This window comes from Actinomycetospora termitidis, from assembly GCF_030286555.1.
GTDB lineage: Bacteria > Actinomycetota > Actinomycetes > Mycobacteriales > Pseudonocardiaceae > Actinomycetospora > Actinomycetospora termitidis.
The window spans coordinates 288,788-315,334 of the sequence record NZ_JASVWF010000008.1; the positions used below are offsets into that span (position 1 = coordinate 288,788).

Genomic DNA, 26,547 nt, shown 5'->3' on the forward strand with positions numbered 1-26,547 from the left:
CCGGGTCGCCGTTCCCTACGCGCTCCGCAGGCGCCGGTTCTCCCGTTCGAGCTCCTCGATCCGCGCCTGCAGCACGCCGACGCCCTCCTGGATCTCGTCCACGGTGAACCGGGGAGTGATGTGCTGCGGGCAGTTCCAGTCCACGCCCTCGACGTCGACCACGACGAGCCGCTCGACAACGCCGTCGGTGCGCACGTCGGAGACGCGCGCCGCGAGCTCGGGCTCCTCGTCGAGCCGCACCGACCGGGCGTGGCCGAGGACCTTGAGCCGGGTCCGCGTCGAGTAGCGCATGAAGAACAGCGCGACCTTGTCGCTGGTGCGCAGGTTGCCGGCGCTCAGGTACTGCCGATTGCCGCGGACGTCGGCGAACGCGAGGGTGTGCTCGTCCAGCACGTGCACGAAGCCGGCCGGGCCGCCCCGGTACTGGATGTAGGGCCAGCCGTCGGCGTTCACCGTCGCGAGGTAGAAGCCGTCGAGGTCGCCGACGAACTCCGTCTCGAGGGGGCCGAGGGCGTCCGGCTCCGCGTCGCCCCCCGCGAGCCGGCGGGCGTTCGCCCGCAGGCTGCCCTGCTCCTCCTGGACGGCGCGGACCGGCGCGGTGGACGTCAGGTGCGCGAATCGGCTCATCGCTCCTCCTCGATCGGGTGCGTACATACTAGTTGTTACAGAAGCCGACTGTACATACTCGTCGTTACACTCGGCGTCGTGAGCACCCGTGACGCCCTGGTCGAGGCGACCGCCGATCTGCTCTGGGAGCGCGGCTACTCCGCGACCAGCCCCGCGATGATCCTGGCGCGCTCGGGCGCGGGGCAGGGCAGCATGTACCACCACTTCCGCGGCAAGGCCGACCTCGCGCGCGCCGCGATGCAGCACGCCGCGGACGAGATGACCACCGGGCTCGAGACGGCGGACGACCCGTCGCTCCCCGCCCTCGAGCGGGTCCGGGCGTTCCTCGGCAGCCTGCGCGACCCACTGCGCGGCTGCCGGATCGGGCGCCTCGTGCAGGACGCCGAGGTGGTCGACGACGACGACCTGCGCGGGGTGGCCGACCAGTACCTCCACGGCCTCGAGCAGTGGGTCACCGACGTGCTCGACGCCGGTCGCGCGGCCGGCGAGCTCCGCCCGGACGCCGACACCGCGGCGGCAGCGGCCATGGTCGTCGCGGTGGTGCAGGGCGGGTTCGTCCTCGCCCGGGCCCGGCAGGACGCCGCACCACAGCAGGCCGCCGTCCGCGGGGCGCTCGCCGCGCTCGATGCACTGGCGGTCTGAGGCTCAGACCCGCAGACCGCGCACGAGCAGGGCGGTCATCCGGCGGGCGTGGTCGGGGCCCACGCCCTCGGCGGGCAGGCACAGGTGCGCCACGGCGTTCAGCAGGTCGACTGCCGGGACGTCGTCGCGCACCTCTCCGGCCGCCACGGCGGCGTCGAGCAACTGCGTGAGCGCGGGCGTGAACCGGGCGTCGAAGTAGGCCGGCAGGGCGTCGAAGGCCGGATCGCCGGAGTGCAGGGCGGCCGCGAGACCCCGCTTCGTCGCGAGGAAGTCGACGAACCGCCCCAGCCACCGCTCCAGGGCCTCCCCCGGCCCGTACTCCGCCGCGAGGACCGGGGCCGCCTCCGCGCACGCGTCCACCTGATGCCGGAACACCGCGGCGACCAGGTCGGAGCGCTTCGGGTAGTGGCGGTAGACCGTGCCGACCCCGACCCCCGCCCGCGCCGCGACCTCCCGCACCGGGGCGTCCACACCCGCCGTCGCGAAGACCTCGGTGGCGGCCTCGAGCAGCGCCCCGATGTTGCGCTGCGCGTCCGCGCGGACCCGGCGGGGAGCCGACACGAGGACACCTCCTTGCAAGCGGAACCAGGTTCCGTCTAGAGTTCCGGAAGCACGTTCCGTTTCGGGACGACGATAGCGCACCCGCGAGGGAGAACCCGTGAAGTACCGCACGCTGGGCCGCACCGGCATCCAGGTCAGCCCCTACTGCCTCGGCGCGATGATGTTCGGGGCGATGGGCAACGCCGACCACGACGACTCGGTCCGGATCATCCACCGGGCCCTCGACGCCGGGATCAACTTCGTCGACACGGCCGACATGTACTCCCGCGGCGAGTCCGAGGAGATCGTCGGGAAGGCGCTGCGCCAGCTCCCACCCACCCGGCGCGACGACGTCGTCCTCGCGACCAAGGCCTTCAACCCGATGGGCGACGACCCGAACATGCGCGGCAGCTCGCGCCGCTGGCTCGTCCGCGCGGTGGAGGACTCGCTGCGCCGCCTGCAGACCGACCACATCGACCTCTACCAGGTGCACCGGCCCGATCCGGACACGGACGTCGAGGAGACGCTGTCCGCGCTGTCGGACCTCGTCCACAGCGGCAAGGTGCGCGCCATCGGGTCGTCGACCTTCCCGGCGTCGCAGATCGTCGAGGCCCAGTGGGTCGCCGAGCGCCGGGGCCTGGAACGCTTCCGCACCGAGCAGCCGCCGTACTCGATCCTCGACCGCGGCATCGAGCGCGAGGTGCTGCCGGCGCTCGAGCGGTACGGGATGGGGGCACTGGTGTGGAGCCCGCTCTCCGGCGGGATGCTGACCGGGCGCTACCGCAAGGGCCAGGCACCGGACACCCACCGGGCCCAGTACGGCTTCTCCCACATGCGCGACGAGCGCCGCCTCGACGCCGTCGAGGCACTGATCACCCTCGCCGAGAAGGCCGGGCTGTCGCTGACGCACCTCGCGATGGCGTTCGTGACGGCGCACCCCGCGGTCACGAGCGCGATCATCGGCCCGCGCACGATGGCCCACCTCGACGACGTGCTCGCCGGCGCCGAGGTCACGCTCGACGACGAGATCCTCGACCGGATCGACGAGATCGTCGCCCCGGGCACCGACGTCAGCCCGCTCCCGCACGCCTACGGCACGCCGCCCCTGGCCGAGCCCCGGCTGCGTCGGCGACCGCAGTCCGACCGGTCGGCCGCCTGATGCCGAGCTTCGGGATCGTCACCCCGCCGAGCCAGGTCGGGTACGACGAGCTGCTCCGCGTCTGGCAGGAGGCCGACACGGTGGAGCAGATCGAGCACGCATGGCTCTTCGACCACCTGCTGCCGATCTTCGGCGACCCGCTCGGGCCGACCTTCGAGGGGTGGACACTGCTCGCCGCGCTGGCCGCCGCGACCGAGCGGCTCCGGCTCGGGGTGCTCGTCACCAGCAACCGGTTCCGCCCGCCGGCCGTCCTCGCGAAGATCGCCGCGACGGTCGACGTCGTCAGCGGGGGCCGGCTCGACATGGGCCTCGGCGCGGGTTCACGCCCCGACGTCCCCTTCGCCCGCCGCGAGTACGAGGCCCACGGCCTGCCGTACTGGGACTCGGCGGAGGCGGTCGCCCGGCTCGACGAGACGTGCGCCCTGCTGCGCCGGCTCTGGACCGCCGACGAGCCGTTCGACGTCGACGGGGAGTACCTGCAGCTGACCGGCGCGTACTGCAGCCCGAAGCCGGTGCAGCGTCCGGGTCCGCCGCTGGTGATCGGCGGTCGCGCCGGGCGGACGCTGCGGGTGGTCGCCGAGCACGCCGACGTCTGGAACTACCCGGGCGGCGACGTCGAGGACGCGAGAGCGCGCGGCGCCCTGCTCGACCGGTACTGCGCCGAGATCGGCCGCGATCCCGCCTCGATCACGCGCTCGCTGGTCGTCGGGGTCTCCTACGACGACCCTGCGGCGACCCGGGCCCACGTCGCGCAGGCCGTGGACGCCGGGTTCTCCCACCTCGTGCTGTCGCTGCCGGCGCCGTACCCGGAGAAGGTCGTGCGGTGGGTGGCCGACGAGGTGCTTCGCAGGTGAGTAGTAAGTGTCGCTATGACGACAACTTCTGCTCACCTGCGCGCAGCGCACACCGCATCGTCTGCTCCAGCACCGCGGCCGGGTCGTCGGGCACCGAGGCGAACCGCGCTGCCACGTGGTGGTCCGGCCGCACCAGCACGCCCCCGGAGTCGGCGATCCCCTCGGCGGCGAGCAGCCGCGCCCAGTCGCCGTAGGGGTCCTCGATCTCCTCCCCCGGCCCGACGACGATCACGTGCACCAGCTCCGAGGCGGGCCACGTCCCGCCGGGGCCGGTGAACAGCGTGAAGCGGCCGTGCCCGGCGAGGTCGACCGTCGAGACGTCGCCGTGGCGTCCCGCGAGCCAGACGTGCGGCACGCGGGCGCCCGGCGTCGTCGATGGGACGTGGTGCAGCTCCGGGTCCTCCGCGGAGGCCAGCGGGTCCGGCGCGAGCGAGTCCGGCACGACCGCCGAGGAGACGTAGCGCTGGTTGAGCTCGACGCCGTGCGCGTCGAACTCGTAGGCCTTGAACGCGATCGCCTCGCGCAGCTCGCGGCGCTGCTTCTCCGCCCCGGGTTCCCGACGGCGGGCCATGTTCGCCTTCATGACCTCGGGGTCGTCGGTGCCGCTCACGCCGAGGGCGTCGAAGATGCGGCCGGTCTCGCCGATGGACTGGTTCGCCCGGTCGACGACCTGCCGCCCGATCGGCGCGCGCTCGTCGGAGTAGGTGTCGAGCAACGCCGGGTCCGCTGCGCCCCGCAGCACGTACGCCAGCTTCCAGGCGAGGTTGAACGAGTCCTGGATCGACGTGTTCGACCCCAGCCCGTTCGACGGCGGGTGGCGGTGCACCGCGTCGCCGCCGCAGAACACGCGGCCGCGGCCGTAGTGCTCGGCGGCCATGTGGTTCACCGTCCACGCCGAGCTGCCGACGATCTCGACCTCCAGGTCGTCGACGCCCACCAGCCGCCGGACCAGGCCCCGCGTGTACTCGTCGGACAGGTCCGGCGGGCCGTCGGCGACGTCGTAGCCCCAGATCGTCAGCCACTCGTTCCACGGCCGGACCATCCGCACGACGCCCATCCCGATGCCGCCGACGTCGGAGCCGGGCTGCAGCACCCAGTACAGGACGCTCGGGCGGTGGGCGACCCACGGCGTCAGGTCCGCCCGGAAGACGATGTTGAGCGACCCCGCGACGCCCATCTCCCCGCGCATCGGCAGGCCCGCGTTCTCCGCGACCTTCGAGCGCCCGCCGTCGGCGCCGTAGAGGTACTTCGCGCGGATCTCGTAGGTGTCGTCGCGCAGCCGGTCGCGGACCGAGACCGTCACTCCGTCGTCGTCGACCGCGTGCGACAGGTACTCCGTGGAGAAGCGGATCCGCGAGCCCGCCCGCTGGGCGGCCTGCACGAGGATCGGCTCCATGAGGTTCTGCGGCATGTCGCAGATGCGGGCGGGGCTCGCCAGGCGGTGGGCCGCCTGCGAGTGCGGGTCGGTGCCCCACGAGCGCACCCGCCCGAGCTCCTCGCCCGCCAGCGAGGTGCAGAACGTCGTCGTGCCGATCTGGTCCTGCGGCGTGGACAGGGCCTCGACCTGGTCGGACACGCCGAGGTCGCGCAGCACCTCCATCGTGCGCTGGTTGGTGATGTGCGCGCGAGGCTCGGCCGCGAGCGTCTCGTAGCGGGTGACCACGATGTGGTCCACGCCCAGCCGGGCCAGCGCGAGCGCCATCGACGCCCCGGCCGGCCCGGTCCCCACGACGACGACGTCGGTGGTCACCATGGTCGGGAATCCTGATGCTTCCCGACGACCGGTTGCAACCTCAACCACGTGGCGAGCGGGCCTGGAAGTCCTGCGCGATCTCGTCGAAGGTCAGCCAGCGCACCCCGTCGTGGGCGTTGATGTACTCGATCAGCCGCTCGTGGGCGAGCAGCACCTGCGGCCGCCCGGAGACGTCCGGGTGGATCGTCATCGTGAACACGGCGTAGTCCATCTCGCGGTACACCCAGTCGAACTGGTCGCGCCAGAGCTGCTCGATGTCGCGCGGGTTGACGAACCCGTGCGAGTTCGGGCTGCCCTTGACGAACATCATCGGCGGCAGGTCGTCGAGGTACCAGTTGGCGGGCAGCTCGACCAGGTCGGTCTCCTGCCCGCGGACCAGCGGCTTCATCCAGTCCGCGGCGTCGCGCTCCAGGTCGATCTTCGTCCAGGAGTCGCCGACGCGGACGTAGTAGGGCGTGAAGTCGTCGTGCATCAGCGAGTGGTCGTAGCGCAGGCCGCGGTCGAGCAGGAGCTCGTTGGTGATCGGCGAGAACTCCCACCACGGCGCGACGTAGCCGGTGGGCCGCGTGCCCGAGCGCTTCTCGATCAGGGCGATGCAGTGGTCCAGGACGTCGGACTCCTGCTGCCGCGACATCGCGATCGGGTTCTCGTGGCTGTAGCCGTGCACGCCGATCTCGTGGCCGGCGGCGACGCACGCGTCGAACTGCTCGGGGAACGTCTCCACCGAGTGCCCGGGCCAGAAGAACGTCTGCCGCAGCCCGTACCGCCGGAACAGCTCGAGCACCCGCGGCACCCCGACGTCGCCGGCGAACAACCCGCGCGAGATGTCCCCCGGCGAGTCCTCCCCGCCGTACGAGCCGAGCCACCCCCCGACCGCATCGATGTCGACTCCGTAGCTGACCAGGATCTCCTTCGGCATACGAGCAGGAGTTCCCGGTCGGCTGACGGGTCTACCCGGCTCTACCCCGCCACGGGCTCCGGCTCGCGGCGCCGGCTGCGGACGAACGTCGCCGCCACGAGGGCGACCAACCCGACGACCCCGGCGACGACGAACGCGGTGCGCAGGCCGGACGCATCGGGCGCCGGCGCGCCGGCCGCACTGCCGAGCGCGGCCACCGTCACGAACACCGCCGTGCCGAGGGCGCCCGCCACCTGCTGGAGCGTGGACAGCACGGCGCTGCCGTGCGAGTACAGGTGGTCGGGCAGCGACCCGAGCCCCTCGGTCATCAGCGGCGTCATCATCAGGCCGAGCCCGGCCATGAGCAGGACGTGGATGCCGATCACGGCCGCGAGCGGCGAGCCGGTGCCGAGGGTCGCGAACAGCCACAGCGCACCCGCCGTCATGACCGCGCCGGGCAGCACGAGCGGACGCGCGCCGACCCGGTCGAACAGCGCCCCGACCGGGCGACCGAGCAGCCCGAGGACGAGACCGCCGGGCAGGACGGCGAGCCCGCTGGCGAAGGTCGAGACGCCGAGGACGGTCTGCAGGTAGAGCGGCAGCAGGATCGCCGAGGCCCCGATCAGGCACATGAACAGCGGGACGCTGGTCGCCACCGCGACCGAGAACGGGCGGCGGGTGAACACCCGCAGGTCGAGCAGGGCGACGTCGGAGCGCTGCAGGTGCAGCTGGCGCGCCACGAAGATCCCGAGCGCGACGAGGCCGGCGACCACCGCGGCCCACGGCGGGACCGGGTGCTCCCCGCCGGACTCCCCGATGGCCGACAGCCCGTAGAGCAGGCCACCGAACCCGACCGCCGAGAGCAGGACCGACACGACGTCCAGCGGCACGCGGCGGGTGGTCGAGGACAGGCGCAGGTAGCGGGCGCCGATGATCAGCGCGATCACCGCGAGCGGGAACACGAGACCGAACATCCAGCGCCAGCCCAGCCCCGCGAGCACCGCTCCGCCGATCGTCGGGCCCAGCGCCGGGGCGACCGCGATGACGATGGTGATCGTGCCCATCGTGGCCCCGCGCCGCTCGGACGGGACGAGCCGCATGATCGTCGTCATCAGCAGCGGCACCATCACCGCCGTCCCCGCGGCCTGCACCACGCGCCCCGCGAGCAGCACCCCGAAGCCCGGGGCGAGCGCGGCGAGCAGGGTGCCGGCGCTGAACAGCGACAGCGAGGTGAGGAACACCGCGCGGGGGGTGAAGCGGTCGAGCAGGTAGCCGGTGATCGGGATGACCACGGCCATCGTCAGGAGGAAGCCGCTGGTCAGCCACTGCGCCGTGGTGGCCGGGACGGCGAGGTCGACCGTGAGGTCGCGCAGGGCGACCGACAGGATCGTCTCGTTCAGGATCATCACGAACGCCGATCCGACGAGGACGGCGATCAGCAGCCCCGCGCGCGGCGGCGCGGCGGGGTCGGGGCGCGTGTCGGCGCGCGCGGTCATGGCAGGCCTTCCTGACGGCGGGTGGGAGACGGAGCGGAGCGGAGCTCGAACCGGCAGAGGTGGGCGGGGTCCAGGCGGGGGTTCAGGCGGGGACGTCGCCGACGACGCCGTGGGTCGCCGACCGCACCGCCTCGGAGAGCCGGGCGAGGCCCTCCTCGCGAGGGCGGGTGCGTCCGTCGGCGCAGTCCGCCGCGATGTCCTCCGTGGTGATGCGCAGTGCGGCCGCGAGCGTCGCCGCCTGGACGCGGACGGCGAGCTCGTCGGGCTCGCGGCCGAGACGTTCGGCCACGACCTCGGCGAGCACGGCCTCCGCGCGCTCGTAGACCACGAGCCAGATGGCCCGGAGGGCCGGCTCGTGGCGGGACATCGCGACGACCGCGAGGGAGGCCTCGCCGTCCTGCTCCGGCGGTCGGTGGTCGGCGACGAGGTGCTCCTCGAGGGCGGTTCCCGTGGGCCAGCGGCGCAGGGTCTCGACGAAGGCGTCGGTGGTCAGCGACAGCACCGGCTCCACGCAGCTCTCCTTGCTGCGGAAGTAGCGCCACAGGGTGCGGGCGGACAGACCGACGGCCTCGGCGATCTGCTCCCCCGTCGTCTCGGTGACCCCCTGCTCGGCGAACAGCCGGATCGCCGCGCGGGAGATCTCGAGTCGCTGCAACCAGCGGCGCCGGTCGGACATCGGACGACGGCCGCGGGTGGGAGCGGACGGGGTCATCACCGCAGTGTCGCCCATCCGACCCTCCTCGTGTCACCGAGCGCCGCGATGGCGCTCAGTGCCAAAATTACCCTCGGCGCCAGGACCGACAACGAGACCTGCGTCTCGCTGCGATTTTATGGCACTCTCTGCCAAGATAGCGGTGCCGCCACCACGAGGAGAGCCGTGAGCACTTCCACCCCGGCGCCCACCCGGGCGCCCGCGTTCGTCGCGGTCCTCGCCCTCGCGGGGATCACCGTCTCGCTGCAGCAGACGCTCGTCGTCCCCCTGGTGCCGCAGTTCCCGCGCCTACTCGGGGCCGCCCCGGCCGACACCGCCTGGATCGTGACCTCGACGCTGCTGACCGCGGCGGTCGCCGTGCCGATCGTCGGCCGCGTGGCGGACATGATCGGCAAGCGTCGGGTGCTGCTGTTCTGCCTCGTCATGCTGATCGCCGGGTCGGTGGTCGCCGCGCTGTCGACGTCACTGGTCCCGCTGATCGTCGGCCGGGCGTTGCAGGGGCTGTCGACCGGTCTGATCCCGCTGGGCATCAGCCTCATGCGCGACGAGCTGCCGCCGGCGCGGCTCGGCTCGGCCGTGGCCCTGATGAGCGCGTCGCTCGGGGTCGGCGGCTCGCTGGGCCTGCCGCTGGCGGCGTTGATCGCGCAGACCGCGGACTGGCACGTGCTGTTCTGGGCCGCCGGCGGGCTCGGCGTCGTGGTCCTGCTGCTCGTGCTCGCGCTGGTGCCGGAGTCGTCGCAACGGACGGGCGGACGGTTCGACCTGGTCGGCGCCGTCGGCCTCGCCGTGGCCCTGGTCAGCCTGCTGCTCGCCGTCTCGAAGGGGTCGAGCTGGGGCTGGGGCAGCGCGACGACCGTGACGCTGTTCGTGGTCGCCGTCGTGGTGCTGCTGGCGTGGGCGTTCTGGGAGCTGCGCACCCCGCAGCCGCTGGTGGACCTGCGGGTGAGCGCCCGCCGTCAGGTGCTCCTCACCAACGCCGCCTCGATCGTCTTCGGCTTCTCGATGTTCGCGATGTCGCTGGTCTACCCGCAGCTGCTGCAGCTGCCCGTCGAGACCGGGTACGGGCTGGGGCAGTCGATCCTCGTCGCCGGGCTGGTCCTCGCGCCCGGCGGACTCTGCATGATGCTGATGTCGCCGGTCTCGGCGCGGATCAGCGCGGCCTCCGGTCCCCGGACCACGCTGATGATCGGGGCCGTCGTCGTCGCGGTCGGGTACGGGATCGGCGCCCTGTTCCACGCCGCGGTGTGGCAGCTGATCATCAGCTCGGTCGCGATCGCGTGCGGTATCGGCCTGGCCTACGGCGCCATGCCGGCACTGATCATGGCGGCGGTGCCGGTCACGCAGACCGCGGCCGCGAACAGCCTGAACAACCTGATGCGGGCCCTCGGCACCTCGTTCGCGAGCGCGATCGCGGGCGTGCTGCTGGCCACGCTGGTGACCTCGGCCGGAGCCCCGACCGAGACGGCGTTCGTGCTGGTCATGCTGCTCGGGGCGGGTGCGGCCCTCGTGGCGCTGGTCATCATGGCGTTCGTCCCGCGTCGCCCGGCGGCGGACGCGGCGGCGGTGGCCCCGGCCGCGGAAGCCGAGGCAGCGGTCGGCGCCGCCGACGAGACGGCGACCGGAGCCGCGGTCGCCCCCGCGCGGGACCGGGAGCCGCCGACGGCACCGGTCGCCCGTCCCCTCGTCCGCGGCGTCGTCCGGCACGACGGGGCGCCCCTGGCGGGCGCCACCGTGACCGTCGTCAGCAACGCCGGTCGTCAGCTCGGGCGGGCCGTCTCCGCGGCCGACGGGACCTACGCCGTCGCCGCCGTCGGGGACGGCGAACCGCACCTGCTCGTCGTCCGCGCCGACGGCCTCGCCCACGCCGAGCACCTCGGAGGGCCGGGGCCGCTGCACCGCGAGGTCGACCTGCGTGGACCCGCCGTCCTGCCCGCCCCGACCCCCGTCTGAGGAGGACCGTGAGCACCACCGAGATCACCACCCGCCGCGACGGTTTCGGACCCGCGCCCGACGTCGTCGCCGTCCGCGAGGGCGAGGGCGTCGTCCGGGTGCCGACGCCGTTCGGCCCGAGCGCCTGGCTGCTGACCCACCACGAGGACGTCCGCCGGATGCTCGGCGACGCCGACGGGTTCGCCAACGGCTGGACCCCCGCCGACCTCGGCGAGGCCGGCCGTGACCCGCGGCAGCTCTCCGGGGAGCGCGCCGGGAACCTCCTCGCGCTCGACCCGCCGGACCACACCCGGCTGCGGCGCCTGCTCACGCCCGAGTTCACGGTGCGCCGGATGCGCCGGCTCGAACCGCGCATCGTCGAGATCGTCGACGAGCACCTGGACGCGATGGAGCGCAGCGGCCCGCCCGCGGACCTGGTGTCGTCCTTCGGCCTGCCGATCCCGTCCCTGGTGATCTGCGAGCTGCTCGGGGTGCCGCTCGCCGACCAGGACGAGTTCCAGGAGCGGACGGCCCGTCAGCTGGACATGACGCTGCCCGAGTCCGAGAAGGTCGCACTGGCCGCGGAGGCGCTGGCCTACATGCAGGGCCTGGTCGCAGGCGCCCGGCGCGACCCGGGTGAGGACCTGCTCGGCATGCTGATCCGGGAGCACGCCGACGTGATCGCCGACGACGAGCTGGTCGGGGTCGCGAACCTGCTGCTGGTCGCCGGCCACGAGACGACGTCGAACATGCTCGCGCTCGGGACGCTGGCGCTGCTCCGCCACCCCGAGCAGCTCGCGCTCGTCCGCGACGACGACGAGGCCGTCCCGGCCGCGGTCGAGGAGCTGCTCCGGTGGCTCACGATCGTGAACTCCGGCTCACCCCGGCTGGCCCGTCACGACGTCGAGCTCGGCGGCGTGACGATCCACGCGGGCGACCTCGTCTCGTTCAACCTGCCGAGCGCGAACCGCGACCCGGACCTGCTCGACGACCCGGAGCGCCTCGACGTCACCCGCCCGACGACGAGCCACCTCGCCTTCGGACACGGCATCCACCACTGCCTGGGGGCCCCGCTCGCGCGCCTGGAGATGCGGGTCGCGTTCCCGGCGCTGCTGCGGCGCTTCCCGGGGCTGCGCCTGGCCGTTCCCGACGACGAGGTCCGCTTCGCCTCGCACCGCGCGATCCACGGCCTGGTGGAACTGCCCGTCGCATGGTGATGTGCGTCACTTGTGCCGCACATGGATCTCCGGAATCGTGACTTCCTGGCGGCATGGACGTCGAGGAACTCCGTGACCTGCTCGCCACCTACCCCGGCACCCGGATGCTCGAGGCGAACGGCGACCACTTCGCCGTGTACGACCCGGACGGGACGATCCCACCGGCGCAGCAGCGCCCGTGGGCCACCTTCGTCACCTCGAACGCGTACGACGACGGGTCGGACCTCGACCGGCCCGGCGTCTACCGCCTCAACCTGGGCCTGCCGAAGGACCTCGCCGCCGCGGTGGCCGACCCGGACGCGGACCTGACCACGCTCGACGTCGTCATGCCGCACCCGGACTACGGCCGCCTCGGCTTCGTCTGCGTCCTCAACCCGACGTCGTCGTGGCCGCGGGTGCGGGAGCTCATCGACGCCGCCTACGCGAAGGCGACCCGGACCTGACCCGCAGGATCCCCCACAGCCCCTCGACGACCGCGTGCCGGAAGGCGCCGCTGCGGTAGGCGTAGTCGCCGGGCTTCTTCGCAGCGGTCAGGACGAGGTCCCGCACCCAGCCTGCCGTGAGCCCCGAGAGGGCGCCCACCCACGGGCCGTGCTTCGTCCAGGGTGCGAACGTCCAGGCGTGCCCGTGGACGGTCCACGTGTGGTTGCGGGGTTTGTCGCACCCGCCGACCAGTCGGAGCCACAGCTCCTGCTCCGGCTCGACCTCCCAGACCGGCGTCACCGGCTCGACGGCGAGCCCACGGCGCCCGACGAGTGCCGTGCGGTAGTTGATCCCCTTCTGCCCCGCGTCCTCGGCATCGCCTTCTTCCATGTCCGGCAACGGAGCGGTCGGACGACCGCCGAGGAAGAGGCGGAGCCCGTCCTGCACGACGAGCACCTGTTCCGCGACGTCGGGATGTCCCTCCCGGAACACCGCGGTCCGCGAGCCCGTCCAGTACCTCGGAGTCGCGTCGGCGGGCTCGACCACCAGGGCACCGACGAGGCCGTGGTGCCGGTGGTTGCGGACGTCCGCCATGTCCTGCAGGTGGCACACCTGGCCCGCGACCCGGTCGTCGAGCAGTGGGTCGGCGTACCACCAGTACTCGGCCCAGTTGGCACGGTCGTGGGCGGCGGCGTGGTCCGTACGGCGCGCCACCCCGCCCTTCTCGGCCTCCACGGCGTGACCGCCGTGCTCGCCCGGCACCGCCCCGAGGGGCGGGACGGTGCCGTCGTGGTTGCCGCCCACCCACGCACCGTCGTCCGTGACGACGTCGTAGCGGACCAGACCAGCGTGCAGCGAGACCCGAGGCGACACCGTCCGCTCGACGTCCAGCGGGACCGCCGGCGGATTCGTCTCCGGTCCGAACGGCGGAAGGAGCGGATCGATCGGCGATTCCGCGAGCGACGACGGTCTGGTGAACAGCTCGTTGATCAGGACGACACGCACCCACTCCCCGGCGCGCGCCCGCAGTACCAGGGGCTCGACGGGATCGTCGGCGCGACCACCGCGCGCTCGGATGCGTCCGGTCGGACGACCGTCGACGATCTCGGGGTCCCAGCCGTCGACCTCCACGTAGCGCAGGCCCCAGGGGTCGCTCAGCGCGTCCGCGTACTCAATCTCCTCCCGGCACGCGGCCACGACGTAGGTCCGCGCCCGGGGAGTCGCCCAGGCGTATGGAGGACGGGGCCCGACCGACGGGACCGCGGGGTACTGCGGCTGCGGCCGCTCCGGCACCGCGCGCGTGGCCCGCACGTCGGCCCACTCACGTCCCGGGAGCGTCGGGAGGTGGTCCAGCGGTCGGGCTCCCGGGGTGTGCACGCGGACCAGGCCCCAGCACCCGAGCCACAGGTCGTCGATGGCCGCGCACCGCCAGAGGTGGTCACCGGGGCCGTAGGGACTGTTCTCCTGGCTGATGTCGAGGGTGAAGGCCTCGGAGATGCCGAGCGTCTGCTGGTCGACCAGGCGGGACGTCGGGTTCTTCCACTCGTGCCGCCAGCGCAGGCCGTGGGTGACGAAGCTGTGCTGCTCCTCGTGCGAGCCCTGGATGAGACGGACCCGCAGCCGGTCGCCGGGGTAGGTGCCGATGATCGGGGTGTCGGGATCGCCGCCGACGGCCTCCGGCTCCTCCTCGTCCGGTCGGGCCACGCGGCTCGCGAACCACGACGACGGGTCCTTCCCCCGCTCTCTCAGAGGTGCGTTCCGGTAGTTCACGCCCATCACGCCGGGGTCGTTGTCCGACCCGAGCTCGTTCGGCGCGTTGAGCGGGTGGTGCGAGCGGTCGTAGAGCGGGATGAAGTCGCCGATGCCGAGGCAGGCCTCCCGGTAGGCGTCCTTCTCGTCGGGCGGGACGACGACGGCCTGGGCCCCGACCCACGCCCTCGCGGTGCGGTCCGGCGTGAACCAGTCCGAGCCGCGCGGTTCGGCGATTAACGCCGCGAACAGTCCGCGCTTCTGGCGGTAGTTGGCGAGCAGGTGGTCGTGGAAGAAGCAGGGCCCGAACTCCTCGTCGACCACCCACCGGTGGAAGGACACGTTCCGCGCCGGCTCGCCGGGGCGGTTCGGGCCCACAGCCTCGGTGCAGCTCGCGCCGGACAGGTAGTTCCAGCCGGTCGACGAGCCGTCGGCCGCGAGGACGTCGAACTTCACGAGGTGGACGTGGAGCCCGCACTCGACGGGCAGCGCCGTCAGGTCGAAGTGGTCCGGTGGAAGGGTGCCGAGCTCGTTGTGCAGGCGGAGCTCGACGATGTCGCCGTGGTTCGCCCGCGGGAAGAACGGCTCCACGGACCCGTCCTGCCGGGTCTCCGGCAGGGCCATCCGTTCCACGTTCCCGCCCTCGCGGACCTCGACCGCCATCAGCTCGTAGCGGTGGCCGTGCGGGTCGTGCCACCCGTGGGAGTTGTACTCGACCGGCTCCTCACGCACCGCGACGTCGTAGCTGAGGACGCGCCACGGACGCCCGTCCCACTGCGCGGCCTGGCCGTCCAGGTCGACGAAGAGCGCGCCGGTCTCCCGCTTCGCCTTGACCCCCGGGGCGAAGGCCTCGTACTCCAGCGCCGAGTGCGCCGGGAGCTCGAGCAGGCGCCGCCGGCCACCGACGTGCGCGTCGATCACCGCGGGTGGGGGCGGCGCCTTCGACGGGACCTGCGCGTCGATGAACCACGGGAAGCCCGGGAGCGTCGCCGTGCGGGGAGGAGGTGTGCGGCCTGGCAGCGGCTGCAGCGGGTGGCACGGCGACCCGTCGGGATGGGCGATGTAGCGCCCGTCGGGGTAGACGACGCCGCCCGTCACCTCGGGGTCCGGTTCGGCGACCGCGTCGACGATCCGGTCGAAGCTGCGCCACAGACCCCACATGCCGTGGTGGAAGTGGGGATAGAGGTGGCAGTGCCAGATGATGTCGCCGAGGGCGTGCTGGCGGCTCCCGGACCCGTAGAGCGGATCGATGGTGACCGCGGTCTGCGGGCCGATGGTGACCGAGTCGAGCAGCTGCGACGTGGGGTCCTCCGCCACCGCCCGCCACTGGTGGACGTGCAGGTGGAAGACGTGGGTCTCCTTGACCCCGGCGTGGACCAGGCGCACCCGCGCCGGATCACCACGGTAGGCACGGAAGATCGGCGTGACGGGGTCGCCGAACAGCCACGAGCTGTGGTGCTGCTCCTCGCCCGCGATCAGCTCGAGCCAGCGACCGTCGGGCGTGCGCGCCGTCCGGAAGACCTCGCCCAGCTCGTCGTCCAGTTTCCATCCGAACGCCCGCCGGTCCACCCCGACCTGGCCCGGCGGTGGCTCGGCCGACGTCGCCTCGACGAGGCGGCGCATGTGGTGCGGGAGCCGGTTGGGCATCGGTTCGGCGCGGTAGGACAGCGGCATCACGGTGTGTTCGGCGACGAGATGGAAGGCCGAGTGCACCTCGGGCTCGTCGTGGATGAAGACCGTGAACTCGCGGTGGTCCTCGTCGGGCCCGGTGCTCGGGAACTCGCCGAACGGTGTCCTCGGCGCCCGCTGCGGAGCGACGTGGACATCGACGTCGGGCCCGTCGCTCCAGGCGGTCCCGCTGATGGTCTCCCCGGTCTCGGGGTCGCTCCACGTCGCGCCCTCGGGCTCGACCACGAGGGCGGCGAACAGCCCGTGCGCGTTCGTCCCCTGCTCGTCACCCCGGACGTCGCCGAGATCGTTGATCGGCCAGACGCCCTCGTGGTCGCACCGCCAGCGCAGGGTCAGGGTCGGGTCACCGCGGCGGCGCAGGGACGACGGGTTGGTCCCGACGTGCGAGCCGTCGCTCATCGGGTCGACGGGCCCGTCGCCCTGCAGGTGCAGCCCGACGGCCCGGTCCGCGATCTCGTTGCGGAATCGGATGATCAGCTCGTCGCCCCGGCACGCCCGCAGCACGAGGGGCCGGATCACGGGCACCGGCCGCATCGGGTTGACGCGGTCGTAGGGCGGGGTGCGGTCGCCCAGCCCGCGGACGTCCGTCCGATGGTCGTTGAGCAACAGGCGGCGCACCCGCCGGCGGGACATCCCGCTGGCGGCCACGAGCCCGGGCAACGCGCGGTCGAACGACTCGTCGACCTGGTCCAGCAGCCCACGAATCTGGGCGTCCAGCGCGACGACCGCCTGCGCCCACTGCTCGCGCCAGACCGTGCGGACGGACTCCTCCTCCGCGAGTTCCTCCACCTCCCGGCCCGTGAGCTCGCCGAGCGCCGCGAGGATCTCCGTCACCGTGGCGTGGTAGTTCTGGCGGACGGCCAGCAACCGGGGGTCGGTGTCCCCGCGGGTCGGGTCCGGCTCCTGTTCCTCGACCGGTGGCTTCGCCGTGCGGTCACGCAGCAGGTCGCGTTCCGGGCCCGACTTCCGCTCGAGGATCTCGACCATCGCCGCGTAGCGGTCGAGGCCGTCGACGACCATCTGCGCCAGGTCGCGCCGGCGGTGCAGGCGCGGCAGCCGCTGCTCGCGGTCGTTCCAGCGGTCGCGGAGCCACCGGATCAGGGGTTCGTAGCCGCTCAGGGTGTAGAGCATGCCGTTCGGGTCGTGGTCGCCGTCGTTGGTGTAGACGATCGGGACCGAGAGGGCCACGACCTCGACGATGGGTTTCGACACGGGAGCCTCCGGGCTCAGACGGTGAGGACGCCGGGGGGCAGGAGGCCGAGCAGGGCGGCCGCGGCGAGGACGAGGGTGGCGACGGCGGTCGGGGTGACCAGGCGTCGACCGTGCGGCAGGAGCCGTTGGGCCGTCATCACGACGGCGAGCACGACCATCACCGGGAGCGCGGCCACGCCCACGACCAGGGAGACGACCATGAGGGCCCAGCAGCATCCGACGCACGACGCCGCGTAGGCGCCGGTCAGCCGGGCGGTCTCCTGCCAGGGCGGACGGACCCCGCGCCAGTACGCGACCGCGAAGCTGCGGGGTGTGCGGCAGGCCCGCAGGCAGCGACGGGCGAGCGGGCTGAGCTGGTAGGCGCCGGCGACGGCGAGCACCAGGCCGGCCGCCAGCTCGGTCGTGGCCGGCGTCCGGAACGGGTCGAGCGCCCGCCACACTGCGGCCGCTCCGACCAGCACGGCGCCCGCGAGCGCCCACACCCCGACGAACACCACCATGCCGAGTGCGAGGAGCAGCGTCGGCCGGGGCGACCGGGCCACCAGCCGGCTCAGGGTCCGCAGCAGCGGCAGAGCGGGCGGCAGCATCATCGCGACGACCATGACCACCCACGCGCCGATCTCGGTGCCGAAGCTCGCGCCGCTCCCGCCGTGGTGGGCTCCGTCGTGCCCCGGCATGCCCGGCATGACCGGACCCGTCGTCGGGACCTCGTGGTGGGCGACCGGCGAACCGGGCCAGGCGAGCGCGAGCCACCCGAGTGCGGCCAGCGCGAGCACGACCCCCGCGAGCAGGCGGTCGTCCACGGTCCGGGCCCGCGCCGGTGCGCTCATTCGTCGTCCGCGTCGGGCGCGGCCTCGTCCTCGGGCTCCACGGCGTTCGCGGGACGGGGCGGCTCCGGGTCCGGCTCCCCGGCGTGGGAGTAGCGGAACGAGCCGCGCATCCCGGAGCGCCCGACGACGTCCAGGTATCCGCCGGGAAGGGCTCCGACGTGGATGCCCATCGCCCGACCGCCCTGCGCCTCGACGCGCGGAGCGTCCTCCGGCACCCCGAGTTCGTACGAGAGCGCCGTGTGGGACAGCTCGAGCGGATCGGGACGGCCGTCGAACCGCCGAGGTTCTCCCGAGGCGTGCACGAAGGGCGTGTCGCCCTTCGTCACGCGGACCTCCCAGCAGCGGTCGCGGTACTCCTCCACCGTCACCTGCGCCCGGTCGTCCCCGACGACGGTGCCGCTGACCTCGGCCAGCGTCTCCAGAGGTCCGCCGGACCTGCCGGAGAACGCGCGGACCAGTGCGTGCCGGGCCTGCTCGTCGGCGCCGGCGTCGACGTACAGGTAGGTCGACGTGGTCGGGTTCCCGGCTCCGTCGACGCGACGTGGCCCGGAGTGGGTGGAGACGCTGACGACGGTGCGGCCGCCGACGGGCACGCCCGCGACGACGGATCCGGCGGCGAGGCTCCAGGCGATCAGTCCGGTGCAGTGGCCCTCGTCGGGCTCGTCGTCCACCCAACAGGGGCAGACCACGTAGCAGTCGCACGCCTCGATGAAGGTGCCGTGGAGCTCGTAGGGCCCCGAGTCGATCTCAGGCATGGCAGGACGCCTTCCGGTGGTCGGGGCGGGTCAACGACGAACGGTGAGCGGGGCCTCGGCCACTCCGCCGTGGCGGGAGCCGGCCGTCACCCGGTCGCCCGCGAGCGGAGCCGATCCGACCAGGCCTGCGACCAGTGACCAGGCCCCGGCGGCGTCCACCACGGCCTCCCCGAGACCGCCCAGCGGGGTCGACACCGTGACGCGGTCGGGCCGTCGTCGGGCGGGGTCGGGTCCACTCGCGCGACCGGACACCCGCCACTGCTTCTTGTCCGTGCGGTATTCGGCGCGGTCGATCGCGACCGTGCCGGGGCGCCCGGTGAGAACGACGTCGGCGACGCTGTCCGGCCCGCCCGGGCCCGTGACCGTCAGCTGCAGCGACACCGGGCCTCCCCGGCGCAGGGTGACGGTCGGCTGCATCGAGTCGGGCCCGTCGATGTCGGCGGCGTCCCCGTCGGGCGTCGTCCAGCGGAAGGTCCGCGCGCCGAGGCTGGCGCCGGCGTCGAGCGTGACGGGTTCTCCGACGTCGACCGTCCGGTCTGCCCCGGGGTGGGCCAGCGGCGCCCGAGGCGCCTCGACGGTCACGTCGGTCTTGGTGTCCGCCGTCCGTCCCGCGGTGTCGGTGACCGTGAGGGTCACGTCGGTCTTGGTGTCCGCCGTCCGTCCCGCGGTGTCGGTGACCGTGAGGGTCACGCTCACCGACCCCGGCGCCAGCGGCATCGTCAGAGTCGTCGCGGCAGCCGTGGCGTCGGCGATCTGTCCGCCGCCCGACGCCGTCCACGTGCGGTTGACGAGCGCCCCCGTGGAGCCCGAGCTGTCCAGGGTCACCTCCTCGCCCGGGGTGACGTGGGACCGGACACCCGCCGGGGTCGTGACCGTGATGACCGCCGTCGGCGACTCGGAGACGGAGGCAGCGCCGTCGAGGACGACCTCCCGGGTAGCGAGGACCTTTCCGGCGACGCTGACCTGCACGCTCGCCGGGGGTGCGTCGACCGCGAAGGTCTCGTCGACCCCGTTCGCGATCGGGCCGAACCCCACCAGCTCGAGCGGGGCCGTCCCGGAGGACACCGCACGTACGCGGAGGACGGATGGGACGGCGTCCAGGTCGAAGGTGGCGGTCTCGACGGTGACGAGGTCGGTGACCGGCGTCGGGCCCGACCCGCCTCCACGGGTGCGGTTGAGCACCTCGATCTCGTCGGCCGCTGTGCTGACCCGCGCCGCGTAGTTCCGACCGACGCCCCGCATGACCGTGACCGGGACGCCGTCGCCCGTGACGACGAGCTCCTGTCCGGGCGCCGAGAAGGCGAACACGTCCGCGGCGCCGGGAGCCGGACGCACGGCCCGGACGACCTGCGCGCCGATCTCCGTGGCCACCTTGCCCTGCAGCGAGAACAACGCCGTCTCGGACGACTCCGGCTGCCCCGATCCGGTCGCGGCACCGATTCCCTCCACCCGGAAGAAATTCGTCTCCTCCGGACTCCCGGTCACCGTGTGCGGGGTGCCGTGAATTCCGAGGTAGCCGTCCGGCGGTTCTCCTTCACCAGCACCGAGTGCGGCGCCCGAGGTCCACCGCAGGAACGGCGCCACTCCGGCACCCAGCGCGTCCGCGAACTGTCCGGGCGCCACGCCGATGTCGACCGTGACGTCGACCTTCCCCCGGTCGTCCGTCGACGCGGTGTGGGCCCCGTAGGGATGGGTGAAGGTGTACTCCGTCTCCGGACGGCCGTTCTGGATGCGCAGACGGGTGCGGCCGAAGACGATCTGCTGGTCAGGGGCGGGCTCACCGAGGCCGGCGAAGGTCGCCTCCAGGCCCAGGACCAGCTTGGCCCGGCCGTCGCCGGCCGTGCCCCCGATCGGGACCTCGGCCTCGACGAGGAAGTAGAACGCCTCGCCCGGGTAATTCGTCGGGAACACGATCGCTCCCGGTCCGACCTCCAGCGCGGCGATGTTGGGATCGTCCGGGTCCAGCCCGAGCGCCAATCGGACCCCGCTCTCGTCCTCGTACCACCGGGGGAATCCGTTGCCCGGGTCGACCGGTCCGACAGCGGCAAGCTTCTTCTCAGCCACGAAGGCCCCCCGTCGCAAATGCGTCGACGAATCGTCGAATCGCTCACGACGGTCTTACCAACACCATTCATCATCGGACAGATCCGCCACCCGATGAGCGCAAATCAGAACTTCACGACGAACGGCGCGTACCAGTACGAACGCACAGGGTCAGGATGATCGGTACTCAGCGCACGTGATCGTGGACGCTACGGAAATGTCTTCTCGCGGCGCGGCGCGCGGAGCCCGAGCACCACGATCACCGCGACCTCGGCGAGCGAGAGCACGCGCTCGATCAGACCGAGCGGGACCGCGCGGTACCAGGGCGTCGCGAGGACCGGGTTCAGCAGGATCGCGCCGATGATCGGCAGGAACGACGCCAGGGCCACCACGGAGAACACGGTGACCCAGGCGGCCCAGCGCTCACCCCGGTGCCGGCGGGCCACCAGGAGCCCCGCACCGGGCAGCGCGAAGAACGCCGCCAGGCTCGCGTAGCGGTGGACGTACCCGGACACGCTGGGGCCGATCGACCAGTTGGTCTTCTCGAAGACGACCACGAGCACGAGGCCCACGCACCACACGGCGAAGAGCACGAGCGCCGTCGGCGTCACCACGTCCCGGACGTACAGGGCCGCCACGACGGCCCCGGTGGCCGCGACGAGACCGAGCACGGCGATGTCGAAGAGCCATCCGCCGGGCCCGACGGCGTACTCGCTGATCGTGCGTCGCACCGGGTCGTGTCGCGACCACGGCTCGACGAGGTGCATCAGCCCGACGACCGCGACGACCGCGATCGTCACGACCGCACCCGCCGTCCCCAGCAGGGAGGTCCGGACGCGGGTCGCGGAGATCGTCACGGGACCAGGATGACCCGGAGGCCCGTCAATCCACCGTCAGCCGCAGCACGACCCGCTCTCGGGGCGGGCCACCGCGACGGAAGCGCTCGGCGGTCTGCAGCAGCCGGATGCCGCCGAACTCCCAGCCGTACTTGGCCTTCAGCAGGCTCTCGGCGTCCTCCACGGCTCCCTCGGAGTCGTCGACGGCGGCCGTCGCCTCGACGGTCGGCGTGCCCGGGGCGACCCTGCCGCGACGGTCACAGGCGCGCAGCTCGACGTGGGCGTCGTTCCGCAGTCGCTTGACCTTGCCGCTCTCGGCGGTCGTGTAGACGACCAGGCCGTCGCCGTCGCGGGCGACCCACACCGGCGTCGCCACCGGGTCACCGGAGCGCCGGAAGGTCGTCAGGGAGACGAAGCGCTGGTCTCCGAGGGTCACGAGCGAGGCAGTCACACTCCCATCGGTACCCGTGATCGTCGTGGAGTCGAGCCGGCGCGAACCACGTCACACGGCGTTCCCGATCACAGCGCGCACCCGTCACACGAACGACATCCCGTGGTCACGAGGCCGGTTCCGGGCGCCGTCCGGCTTCGGGCACCCTCGGCGGACATGACGCCCACCGGCATCGGCTCCGACCGCACGCGACCCCGGGTGGTGATCGTCGGCAGCGGGTTCGCCGGGTTCCACACCGCGAAGTCGCTGGCGAAGCGGATGCGCGGCGAGGTCGAGATCGTCGTCGTCAGCCCGACCAACTACTTCCTCTACCTGCCGCTGCTGCCCGAGGTGGCCGGCGGGATCCTGGAACCGCGCCGCATCGCGGTCGCGCTCTCCGACGCTCTGCCCCCGTGCGTGCGCCACGCGCCCGGGGAGGTCGACGCGATCGACCTCGAGGCGCGCGAGATCGGCTGGCTGGACCCGGAGGGCCAGGCGCACCGCACCTCCTACGACCGGCTCGTCCTCGCCGCAGGCAGCGTCCACAAGGTGATGCCGATCCCCGGCGTGAACGAGTACGCGGTCGGCTTCCGCGGGGTGCCCGAGGCCTTCTACCTGCGCGACCACCTCGTGCGGCAGATCGACCTCGCGGCCATGAGCGACGATCCCGACGAGGTCGCCGCCCGCTGCACCTTCGTCGTCGTCGGTGCGGGCTACACGGGGACCGAGGTGGCCGCGCAGGGCCAGCTGTTCACCCGGGCGCTCGCCCGCAGCCGCGGCCTCGACCCGGACTCGATGCGGTGGGTGCTGGTGAGTCGCGGGGCGGTCCTCGCGGGTCTCGACGAGCACCTGTCCCGCACCGCCGACGCGGTGCTGCGCCGCCGCGGGGTGGAGGTGCACACCGACACCACCATGGACGAGGCGGACGACGACGGCGTCCTGCTCTCGTCCGGGCAGCGGATCCCCACCCGCACCCTGCTCTGGTGCGTCGGGGTGCGCGCGGACCCGCTGATCGAGGGTCTCGACATCGAGATCGAGGACGGCCGCGTCGTCGTCGAGCCCACGCTCCAGGTACCGGGTAGATCGGAGCTGTACGCGTGCGGGGACGCGGCGGCGGTCCCCGACCCGACCCGACCGGGCGAGGCCACCCCGATGACCGCGCAGCACGCGGTGCGGCAGGGGAACCTCGCCGGCCGCAACGTCGCCGCGTCGCTCGGCCACGGGACGGTGCGGCCCTACCGGCACCGGGACCTCGGCTTCGTCGTCGACCTCGGTGGCTTCGAGGCGGCGGCCGCCCCGCTGCACATCCCGCTGACCGGGCTGCCGGCGAAGGTCGTGACCCGCGGCTACCACCTCGCCGCCATGCCGGGGAACCGTCTACGCACCGCGGTCGACTGGGCCCTCGAGGCGCTCCAACCGCGCCAGAGCGCCCAGCTCGGGCTCGTCCGTTCGCCCGCGATCCCCCTCGACACGGCCTCGCCGGAGGTGCCGCAGCACCACCTGGGCTTCCCGCACGCGACGTCGGGCGGGGCGGCGGGGAGCTGATCGGCGGCGTTCTCCGGCACGCGGTCGCCGTGTCCGGCGAGGTGATCGGCATCGTGTTCGGAGGAGCGGAATCGGTCCAGCAGGGCAGCCATTTCCGGCGTTCGCAGGAACGCGCGGGACCGTCGGTCCCGAGAAAGGGAACCCGACGTGGATCCATTGTCACCCCCGAGGGTGGGGAATACCCCCATCGGCCCCGTGACCTGCGAGATCCTCCGCTCACAGAGGACTCACAGAACCGATGCGGAGGTGTGCACGTGGAGGAATTCACCTTGTTGGAGTCGGCCTCGTGGAATATGGTGCAGACGTAGCCGGGCAGCAACGTCTCCCCCCGACGAAATCCGGGTCACCCCCCCAGACCCGGAGGTGTGCTGCCCGGCTACACAACTCCCCGGAATTGTCGAGCGCGACGAAGTCGCCCGGCATCCGGTCGCGCCCGATCGAACAGTGCCCGGGTCGGATGATCTGCGTCCCGTCGTGGTATCCACGAGGGGATCCACCGGACCGCCCCCGACCCAAGAGGTGCAGCACATGGCTCTGATCCGTCGAGTCGCCGCTCTCGGTGCCGCCGTGGCCGCGGCCCGCCAGTACGCACGGCAGAACCCGGAGAAGGTCAACCGGTACGCCGACCAGGCGGCGTCCTTCATCGACCAGCGCACGAACGGTCGCTTCCGCCGCCAGATCGACGGCGCGCTGCGCCAGGTGCGCAAGGAGACCAGCGTCCCGGGCCGCACCGTTCCCGGGCCGAGCCAGGCCGGTCAGTACGGGCCGCAGCAGTCCCGGTACGACCCCTACGGCGACGCCGGACCGTCCGCGACCCGCCGGTACCCGAGCGAGCGGGCCGACCGCTAGGACCGGAAAGCGGTGGGCGGCGCGGAGCAGGGCCGATTAGCGTCGCGCTCCGTGCAGCCGGCCGACATCGCCCGTCTCGTCAGCCCCGGAGACCCCCGGGTCTCACCGGACGGGCGTCGCATCGCCCTCGTGGTCACCCGGGTCGACCTGGAGGCCGACCGCTACCGCAGCGGGATCTGGATCGCCGACGGCGACGGGACGCCACGGCCGCTGACCGGCGGGGACGGCGACGCGAACCCGCGCTGGTCCCCGGACGGCACGCGCCTCGCCTTCACCCGCTCGACGCCGGGCCCCGAGGCGAAGCACCGGTTGATGGTGCTGCCGGTCGACGGACCCGGTGAGCCGGTCGTGCTCGCCGAACGCAGCGAGGCGATCGGCGAACTCGCGTGGGCGCCGGACGGGTCGGCGCTCGCGTTCACCTCACGCGAGGCCCGGCCGGACGCGCCGCCCTTCACGGTCCACGGCACGCCCGACCCGACGAAGCTGCCCCGCCGCATCGACCGGCTCTTCCCCAAGCTCGACGGGGAGGGCTGGATCATCGACCGCCCGCGGGCGGTGTTCGTCGTGCCCGCCGACACCCCGGGCGCTCCCCGGCTCGTCGCGCACCACCGCTTCGACATCGGCGGGCCGGCCTGGTCCCCGGACGGCCGGATCCTCGCGGTCTCAACGGTGCGCGACGAGCCGGACGCCGACCTCACCCTGACCGACGCACTGCACCTGATCGACCTCGAGCCGTCCGCCTCCGAGGTGCTGCGCCCCCTCACCCGGTCCACGGACGTCGCGTTCAGCCGCCCGGCGTTCTCCCCCGACGGCACGCGGATCGCGGCGATCGCCGAGGACGTCGCGCTCGTGCCCTCCTTCGGTCAGATGGCCGTGATCGCGGTGGACGGCGGCGAGGTCACAACGCTGACGGGCGGGCTCGACCGGCAGGCGGCCCCGTTCGTCGGCGGCCGGCCGCCCGTGTGGTGGGGGGACGAACTGCTCTTCGCGGTGGAGGAGCACGGGACGCAGCCGCTGTACTCGGTGCCCGCCGACGGCTCCCGCGAGCCCACCGAGGTGCTCGGCGGGACGCGCGCGATCGTCGGGTACGACGAGGCCGGGGGCACGCTGGCGGTGCTCACGACCACCCCCACCCGTCGTCCGGAACTCGCCGTCGTCCGCGACGGGCGGGAGACGGTGCTGTCGTCGTTCTCCGCGGCGTTCCACCGCGACCTGCCGGGCGCGGAGCCCGAGCACCTGCGCGTCCCGTCGTCGGGTGGCGGCGAGATCGACGCGTGGCTGCTGCGGCCGACGAGCTCGGTGCTGGCCGACACCGACGGGCGCCTGCCGCTGCTCCTCTCGGTGCACGGCGGACCGATGACGCAGTACCCGACGGCCTGGTTCGACGAGTTCGCGATGTGGGCCGGCGCCGGGTACGCCGTGCTCTGGTGCAACCCGCACGGCTCGACCGGCGACACCGAGGCGGCGCTGCGCTCCATCCGCACCCCGGAGGCCCCGGAGCACCCCGGCACCGGGTGGGGCGGGGTCGACGCCGCCGACGTGCTGGCCGCCTTGGACAGCGCGCTCGCGCACGACTCGACGCTGGACCCCGCCCGGGTCGGCGTGCTCGGCGGCTCGTACGGCGGCTTCATGACGACGTGGCTGGTCGGCCACTCCGACCGGTTCGCCGCCGCGTGCTCCGAGCGGGCGGCCAACAACCTGCTGTCGCTGGAGTGGGGCGGCTCGGACGCCGCCGGCTTCTTCCGGTTCGAACTGGGTGTGGACCACCTCGCGCGTCCGGACGTCTACCGCCGGCACTCCCCCACGAGCTACGTCGCCGACATCCACACGCCGTTGCTGATCCTGCACGCCGACAACGACCTGCGGTGCCCGCCCGAACAGGCCGATCAGCTCTACCTCGCGTTGCGCCTGCTGGGGCGGGACGTCGAGTACTGGCGCTTCCCCGACGAGGGGCACGAGCTGTCGCGGAGCGGTTCCCCGCAGCGCCGGGTGCAACGGGCCGAGATCATCCTCGACTTCTTCGGAAGATGGCTGGCGCCGTAGGGCTCGCTCGATCAGAACGGCGGTGGTCCGTCGTCGAGGTCGGTCGTCTCGCTGTGTCGCCGTTGGCTGCGTCGGCAGAGGTGGCTCTGGGTGTCGCGGGAGGCGTCGGTGATCAGGCCGTGCCGGTTGGGGCGGGGGGTGCCGGGCGGAAGGGGGCGGGGTTCCCAGTCGTCGTGGTGGCGGATCCAGGTGCGCGGGACCGGTGACGGTAGCGGTCGGTAGGGCTCGGGTTCACGGACGTGGACCCGGCCGGTGGGGGAGGTCCACTCGAACCGCCCGGGGTGGGTCTGGTGCACGGTCCAGCCGGTGTCGTCGT

General features: G+C 73.1%; 22 protein-coding genes. 9 read left to right on the forward strand and 13 right to left on the reverse strand.

Features of this window, described 5'->3' with window-relative positions:
- Nucleotides 1–15: 15 nt before the first annotated feature.
- The gene (locus QRT03_RS28340; protein WP_286056512.1) at nucleotides 16–627 is read right to left on the reverse strand and encodes a pyridoxamine 5'-phosphate oxidase family protein; all 612 of its coding nucleotides are present in this window, start codon (nucleotides 625–627) and stop codon (nucleotides 16–18) included.
- Between the two features lie 78 nt (nucleotides 628–705).
- Between QRT03_RS28340 and QRT03_RS28345 the strand changes: the two genes are divergently transcribed.
- Entirely contained in the window at nucleotides 706–1,269 is a 564-nt protein-coding gene (locus QRT03_RS28345; RefSeq protein ID WP_286056513.1) for a TetR/AcrR family transcriptional regulator, read from the forward strand.
- A gap of 3 nt (nucleotides 1,270–1,272) precedes the next feature.
- Here the strand turns inward: QRT03_RS28345 and QRT03_RS28350 are convergent, their stop codons facing one another.
- Nucleotides 1,273–1,830, reverse strand: coding sequence for a TetR/AcrR family transcriptional regulator (locus QRT03_RS28350; RefSeq protein ID WP_286056514.1), 558 nt, complete (start codon nucleotides 1,828–1,830; stop codon nucleotides 1,273–1,275).
- Between the two features lie 97 nt (nucleotides 1,831–1,927).
- On the opposite strand from QRT03_RS28350, the gene QRT03_RS28355 reads away from it, so the two are divergent.
- Together QRT03_RS28355 and QRT03_RS28360 are read left to right on the forward strand one after the other, a co-directional pair.
- Nucleotides 1,928–2,968, forward strand: coding sequence for an aldo/keto reductase (locus QRT03_RS28355; protein WP_286056515.1), 1,041 nt, complete (start codon nucleotides 1,928–1,930; stop codon nucleotides 2,966–2,968).
- Nucleotides 2,968–3,822, forward strand: a complete 855-nt coding sequence (locus QRT03_RS28360; RefSeq protein ID WP_286056516.1) for an LLM class flavin-dependent oxidoreductase — start codon at nucleotides 2,968–2,970, stop codon at nucleotides 3,820–3,822. The genes QRT03_RS28355 and QRT03_RS28360 overlap by 1 nt, the downstream gene beginning before the upstream one ends.
- A 13-nt stretch (nucleotides 3,823–3,835) precedes the next feature.
- On the opposite strand, the gene QRT03_RS28365 is transcribed toward QRT03_RS28360, so the two are convergent.
- The 4 genes from QRT03_RS28365 to QRT03_RS28380 all read right to left on the reverse strand — a co-directional run bounded on the left by QRT03_RS28365 (nucleotide 3,836) and on the right by QRT03_RS28380 (nucleotide 8,699).
- Nucleotides 3,836–5,575, reverse strand: coding sequence for an FAD-dependent oxidoreductase (locus tag QRT03_RS28365; RefSeq protein WP_286056517.1), 1,740 nt, complete (start codon nucleotides 5,573–5,575; stop codon nucleotides 3,836–3,838).
- Nucleotides 5,576–5,615: 40 nt separating this feature from the next.
- Entirely contained in the window at nucleotides 5,616–6,494 is an 879-nt protein-coding gene (locus tag QRT03_RS28370; RefSeq protein ID WP_286056518.1) for a polysaccharide deacetylase family protein, read from the reverse strand.
- A 41-nt stretch (nucleotides 6,495–6,535) separates the two neighbouring features.
- On the reverse strand, nucleotides 6,536–7,969 hold the full coding sequence (locus tag QRT03_RS28375; RefSeq protein WP_286056519.1) for a DHA2 family efflux MFS transporter permease subunit: 1,434 nt from the start codon (nucleotides 7,967–7,969) through the stop codon (nucleotides 6,536–6,538).
- An 82-nt stretch (nucleotides 7,970–8,051) separates the two neighbouring features.
- Entirely contained in the window at nucleotides 8,052–8,699 is a 648-nt protein-coding gene (locus tag QRT03_RS28380; RefSeq protein WP_286056520.1) for a TetR/AcrR family transcriptional regulator, read from the reverse strand.
- Between the two features lie 147 nt (nucleotides 8,700–8,846).
- Between QRT03_RS28380 and QRT03_RS28385 the strand changes: the two genes are divergently transcribed.
- From QRT03_RS28385 to QRT03_RS28395, 3 genes are read left to right on the forward strand one after another with little or no spacing between them, the layout of a single operon-like run.
- Nucleotides 8,847–10,631: an MFS transporter gene (locus QRT03_RS28385; RefSeq protein WP_286056521.1), complete on the forward strand. Its 1,785-nt coding sequence runs from the start codon at nucleotides 8,847–8,849 to the stop codon at nucleotides 10,629–10,631.
- Between the two features lie 8 nt (nucleotides 10,632–10,639).
- Nucleotides 10,640–11,827, forward strand: coding sequence for a cytochrome P450 (locus tag QRT03_RS28390; RefSeq protein WP_286056522.1), 1,188 nt, complete (start codon nucleotides 10,640–10,642; stop codon nucleotides 11,825–11,827).
- Nucleotides 11,828–11,880: 53 nt separating this feature from the next.
- Nucleotides 11,881–12,270, forward strand: a complete 390-nt coding sequence (locus tag QRT03_RS28395; RefSeq protein ID WP_286056523.1) for a DUF6194 family protein — start codon at nucleotides 11,881–11,883, stop codon at nucleotides 12,268–12,270.
- On the opposite strand, the gene QRT03_RS28400 is transcribed toward QRT03_RS28395, so the two are convergent.
- The 6 genes from QRT03_RS28400 to QRT03_RS28425 all read right to left on the reverse strand — a co-directional run bounded on the left by QRT03_RS28400 (nucleotide 12,233) and on the right by QRT03_RS28425 (nucleotide 21,815).
- Nucleotides 12,233–16,900 (reverse strand): multicopper oxidase domain-containing protein, encoded by a 4,668-nt coding sequence (locus QRT03_RS28400; RefSeq protein ID WP_286056524.1) that lies wholly within the window; start codon nucleotides 16,898–16,900, stop codon nucleotides 12,233–12,235. The two genes, QRT03_RS28395 and QRT03_RS28400, sit on opposite strands and share 38 nt — an antisense overlap.
- A 14-nt stretch (nucleotides 16,901–16,914) precedes the next feature.
- A complete protein-coding gene (locus QRT03_RS28405) occupies nucleotides 16,915–17,730 on the reverse strand; it encodes a DUF2182 domain-containing protein (RefSeq protein WP_286056525.1) in 816 nt (271 codons plus the stop codon).
- A complete protein-coding gene (locus tag QRT03_RS28410) occupies nucleotides 17,727–18,485 on the reverse strand; it encodes a DUF1326 domain-containing protein (protein ID WP_286056526.1) in 759 nt (252 codons plus the stop codon). Before QRT03_RS28410 ends, QRT03_RS28405 begins: the two co-directional genes overlap by 4 nt.
- Before the next feature lie 30 nt (nucleotides 18,486–18,515).
- A complete protein-coding gene (locus tag QRT03_RS28415; RefSeq protein ID WP_286056527.1) occupies nucleotides 18,516–20,549 on the reverse strand; it encodes a hypothetical protein in 2,034 nt (677 codons plus the stop codon).
- A 188-nt stretch (nucleotides 20,550–20,737) separates the two neighbouring features.
- Nucleotides 20,738–21,385, reverse strand: coding sequence for a DUF998 domain-containing protein (locus QRT03_RS28420; protein WP_286056528.1), 648 nt, complete (start codon nucleotides 21,383–21,385; stop codon nucleotides 20,738–20,740).
- Nucleotides 21,386–21,410: 25 nt separating this feature from the next.
- On the reverse strand, nucleotides 21,411–21,815 hold the full coding sequence (locus tag QRT03_RS28425) for a PPOX class F420-dependent oxidoreductase (RefSeq protein ID WP_286056529.1): 405 nt from the start codon (nucleotides 21,813–21,815) through the stop codon (nucleotides 21,411–21,413).
- Nucleotides 21,816–21,971: 156 nt separating this feature from the next.
- Here QRT03_RS28425 and QRT03_RS28430 point away from each other — a divergent pair, with 156 nt between their 5' ends.
- The 3 genes from QRT03_RS28430 to QRT03_RS28440 all read left to right on the forward strand — a co-directional run bounded on the left by QRT03_RS28430 (nucleotide 21,972) and on the right by QRT03_RS28440 (nucleotide 26,231).
- A complete protein-coding gene (locus tag QRT03_RS28430) occupies nucleotides 21,972–23,339 on the forward strand; it encodes an NAD(P)/FAD-dependent oxidoreductase (protein WP_286056530.1) in 1,368 nt (455 codons plus the stop codon).
- A 528-nt stretch (nucleotides 23,340–23,867) separates the two neighbouring features.
- A complete protein-coding gene (locus QRT03_RS28435; RefSeq protein WP_286056531.1) occupies nucleotides 23,868–24,188 on the forward strand; it encodes an antitoxin in 321 nt (106 codons plus the stop codon).
- A gap of 51 nt (nucleotides 24,189–24,239) precedes the next feature.
- Nucleotides 24,240–26,231, forward strand: a complete 1,992-nt coding sequence (locus QRT03_RS28440) for a S9 family peptidase (protein WP_286056532.1) — start codon at nucleotides 24,240–24,242, stop codon at nucleotides 26,229–26,231.
- An 11-nt stretch (nucleotides 26,232–26,242) separates the two neighbouring features.
- Here the strand turns inward: QRT03_RS28440 and QRT03_RS28445 are convergent.
- A partial coding sequence (locus QRT03_RS28445) for a hypothetical protein (protein WP_286056533.1) occupies nucleotides 26,243–26,547 on the reverse strand: 305 nt, incomplete at its 5' end.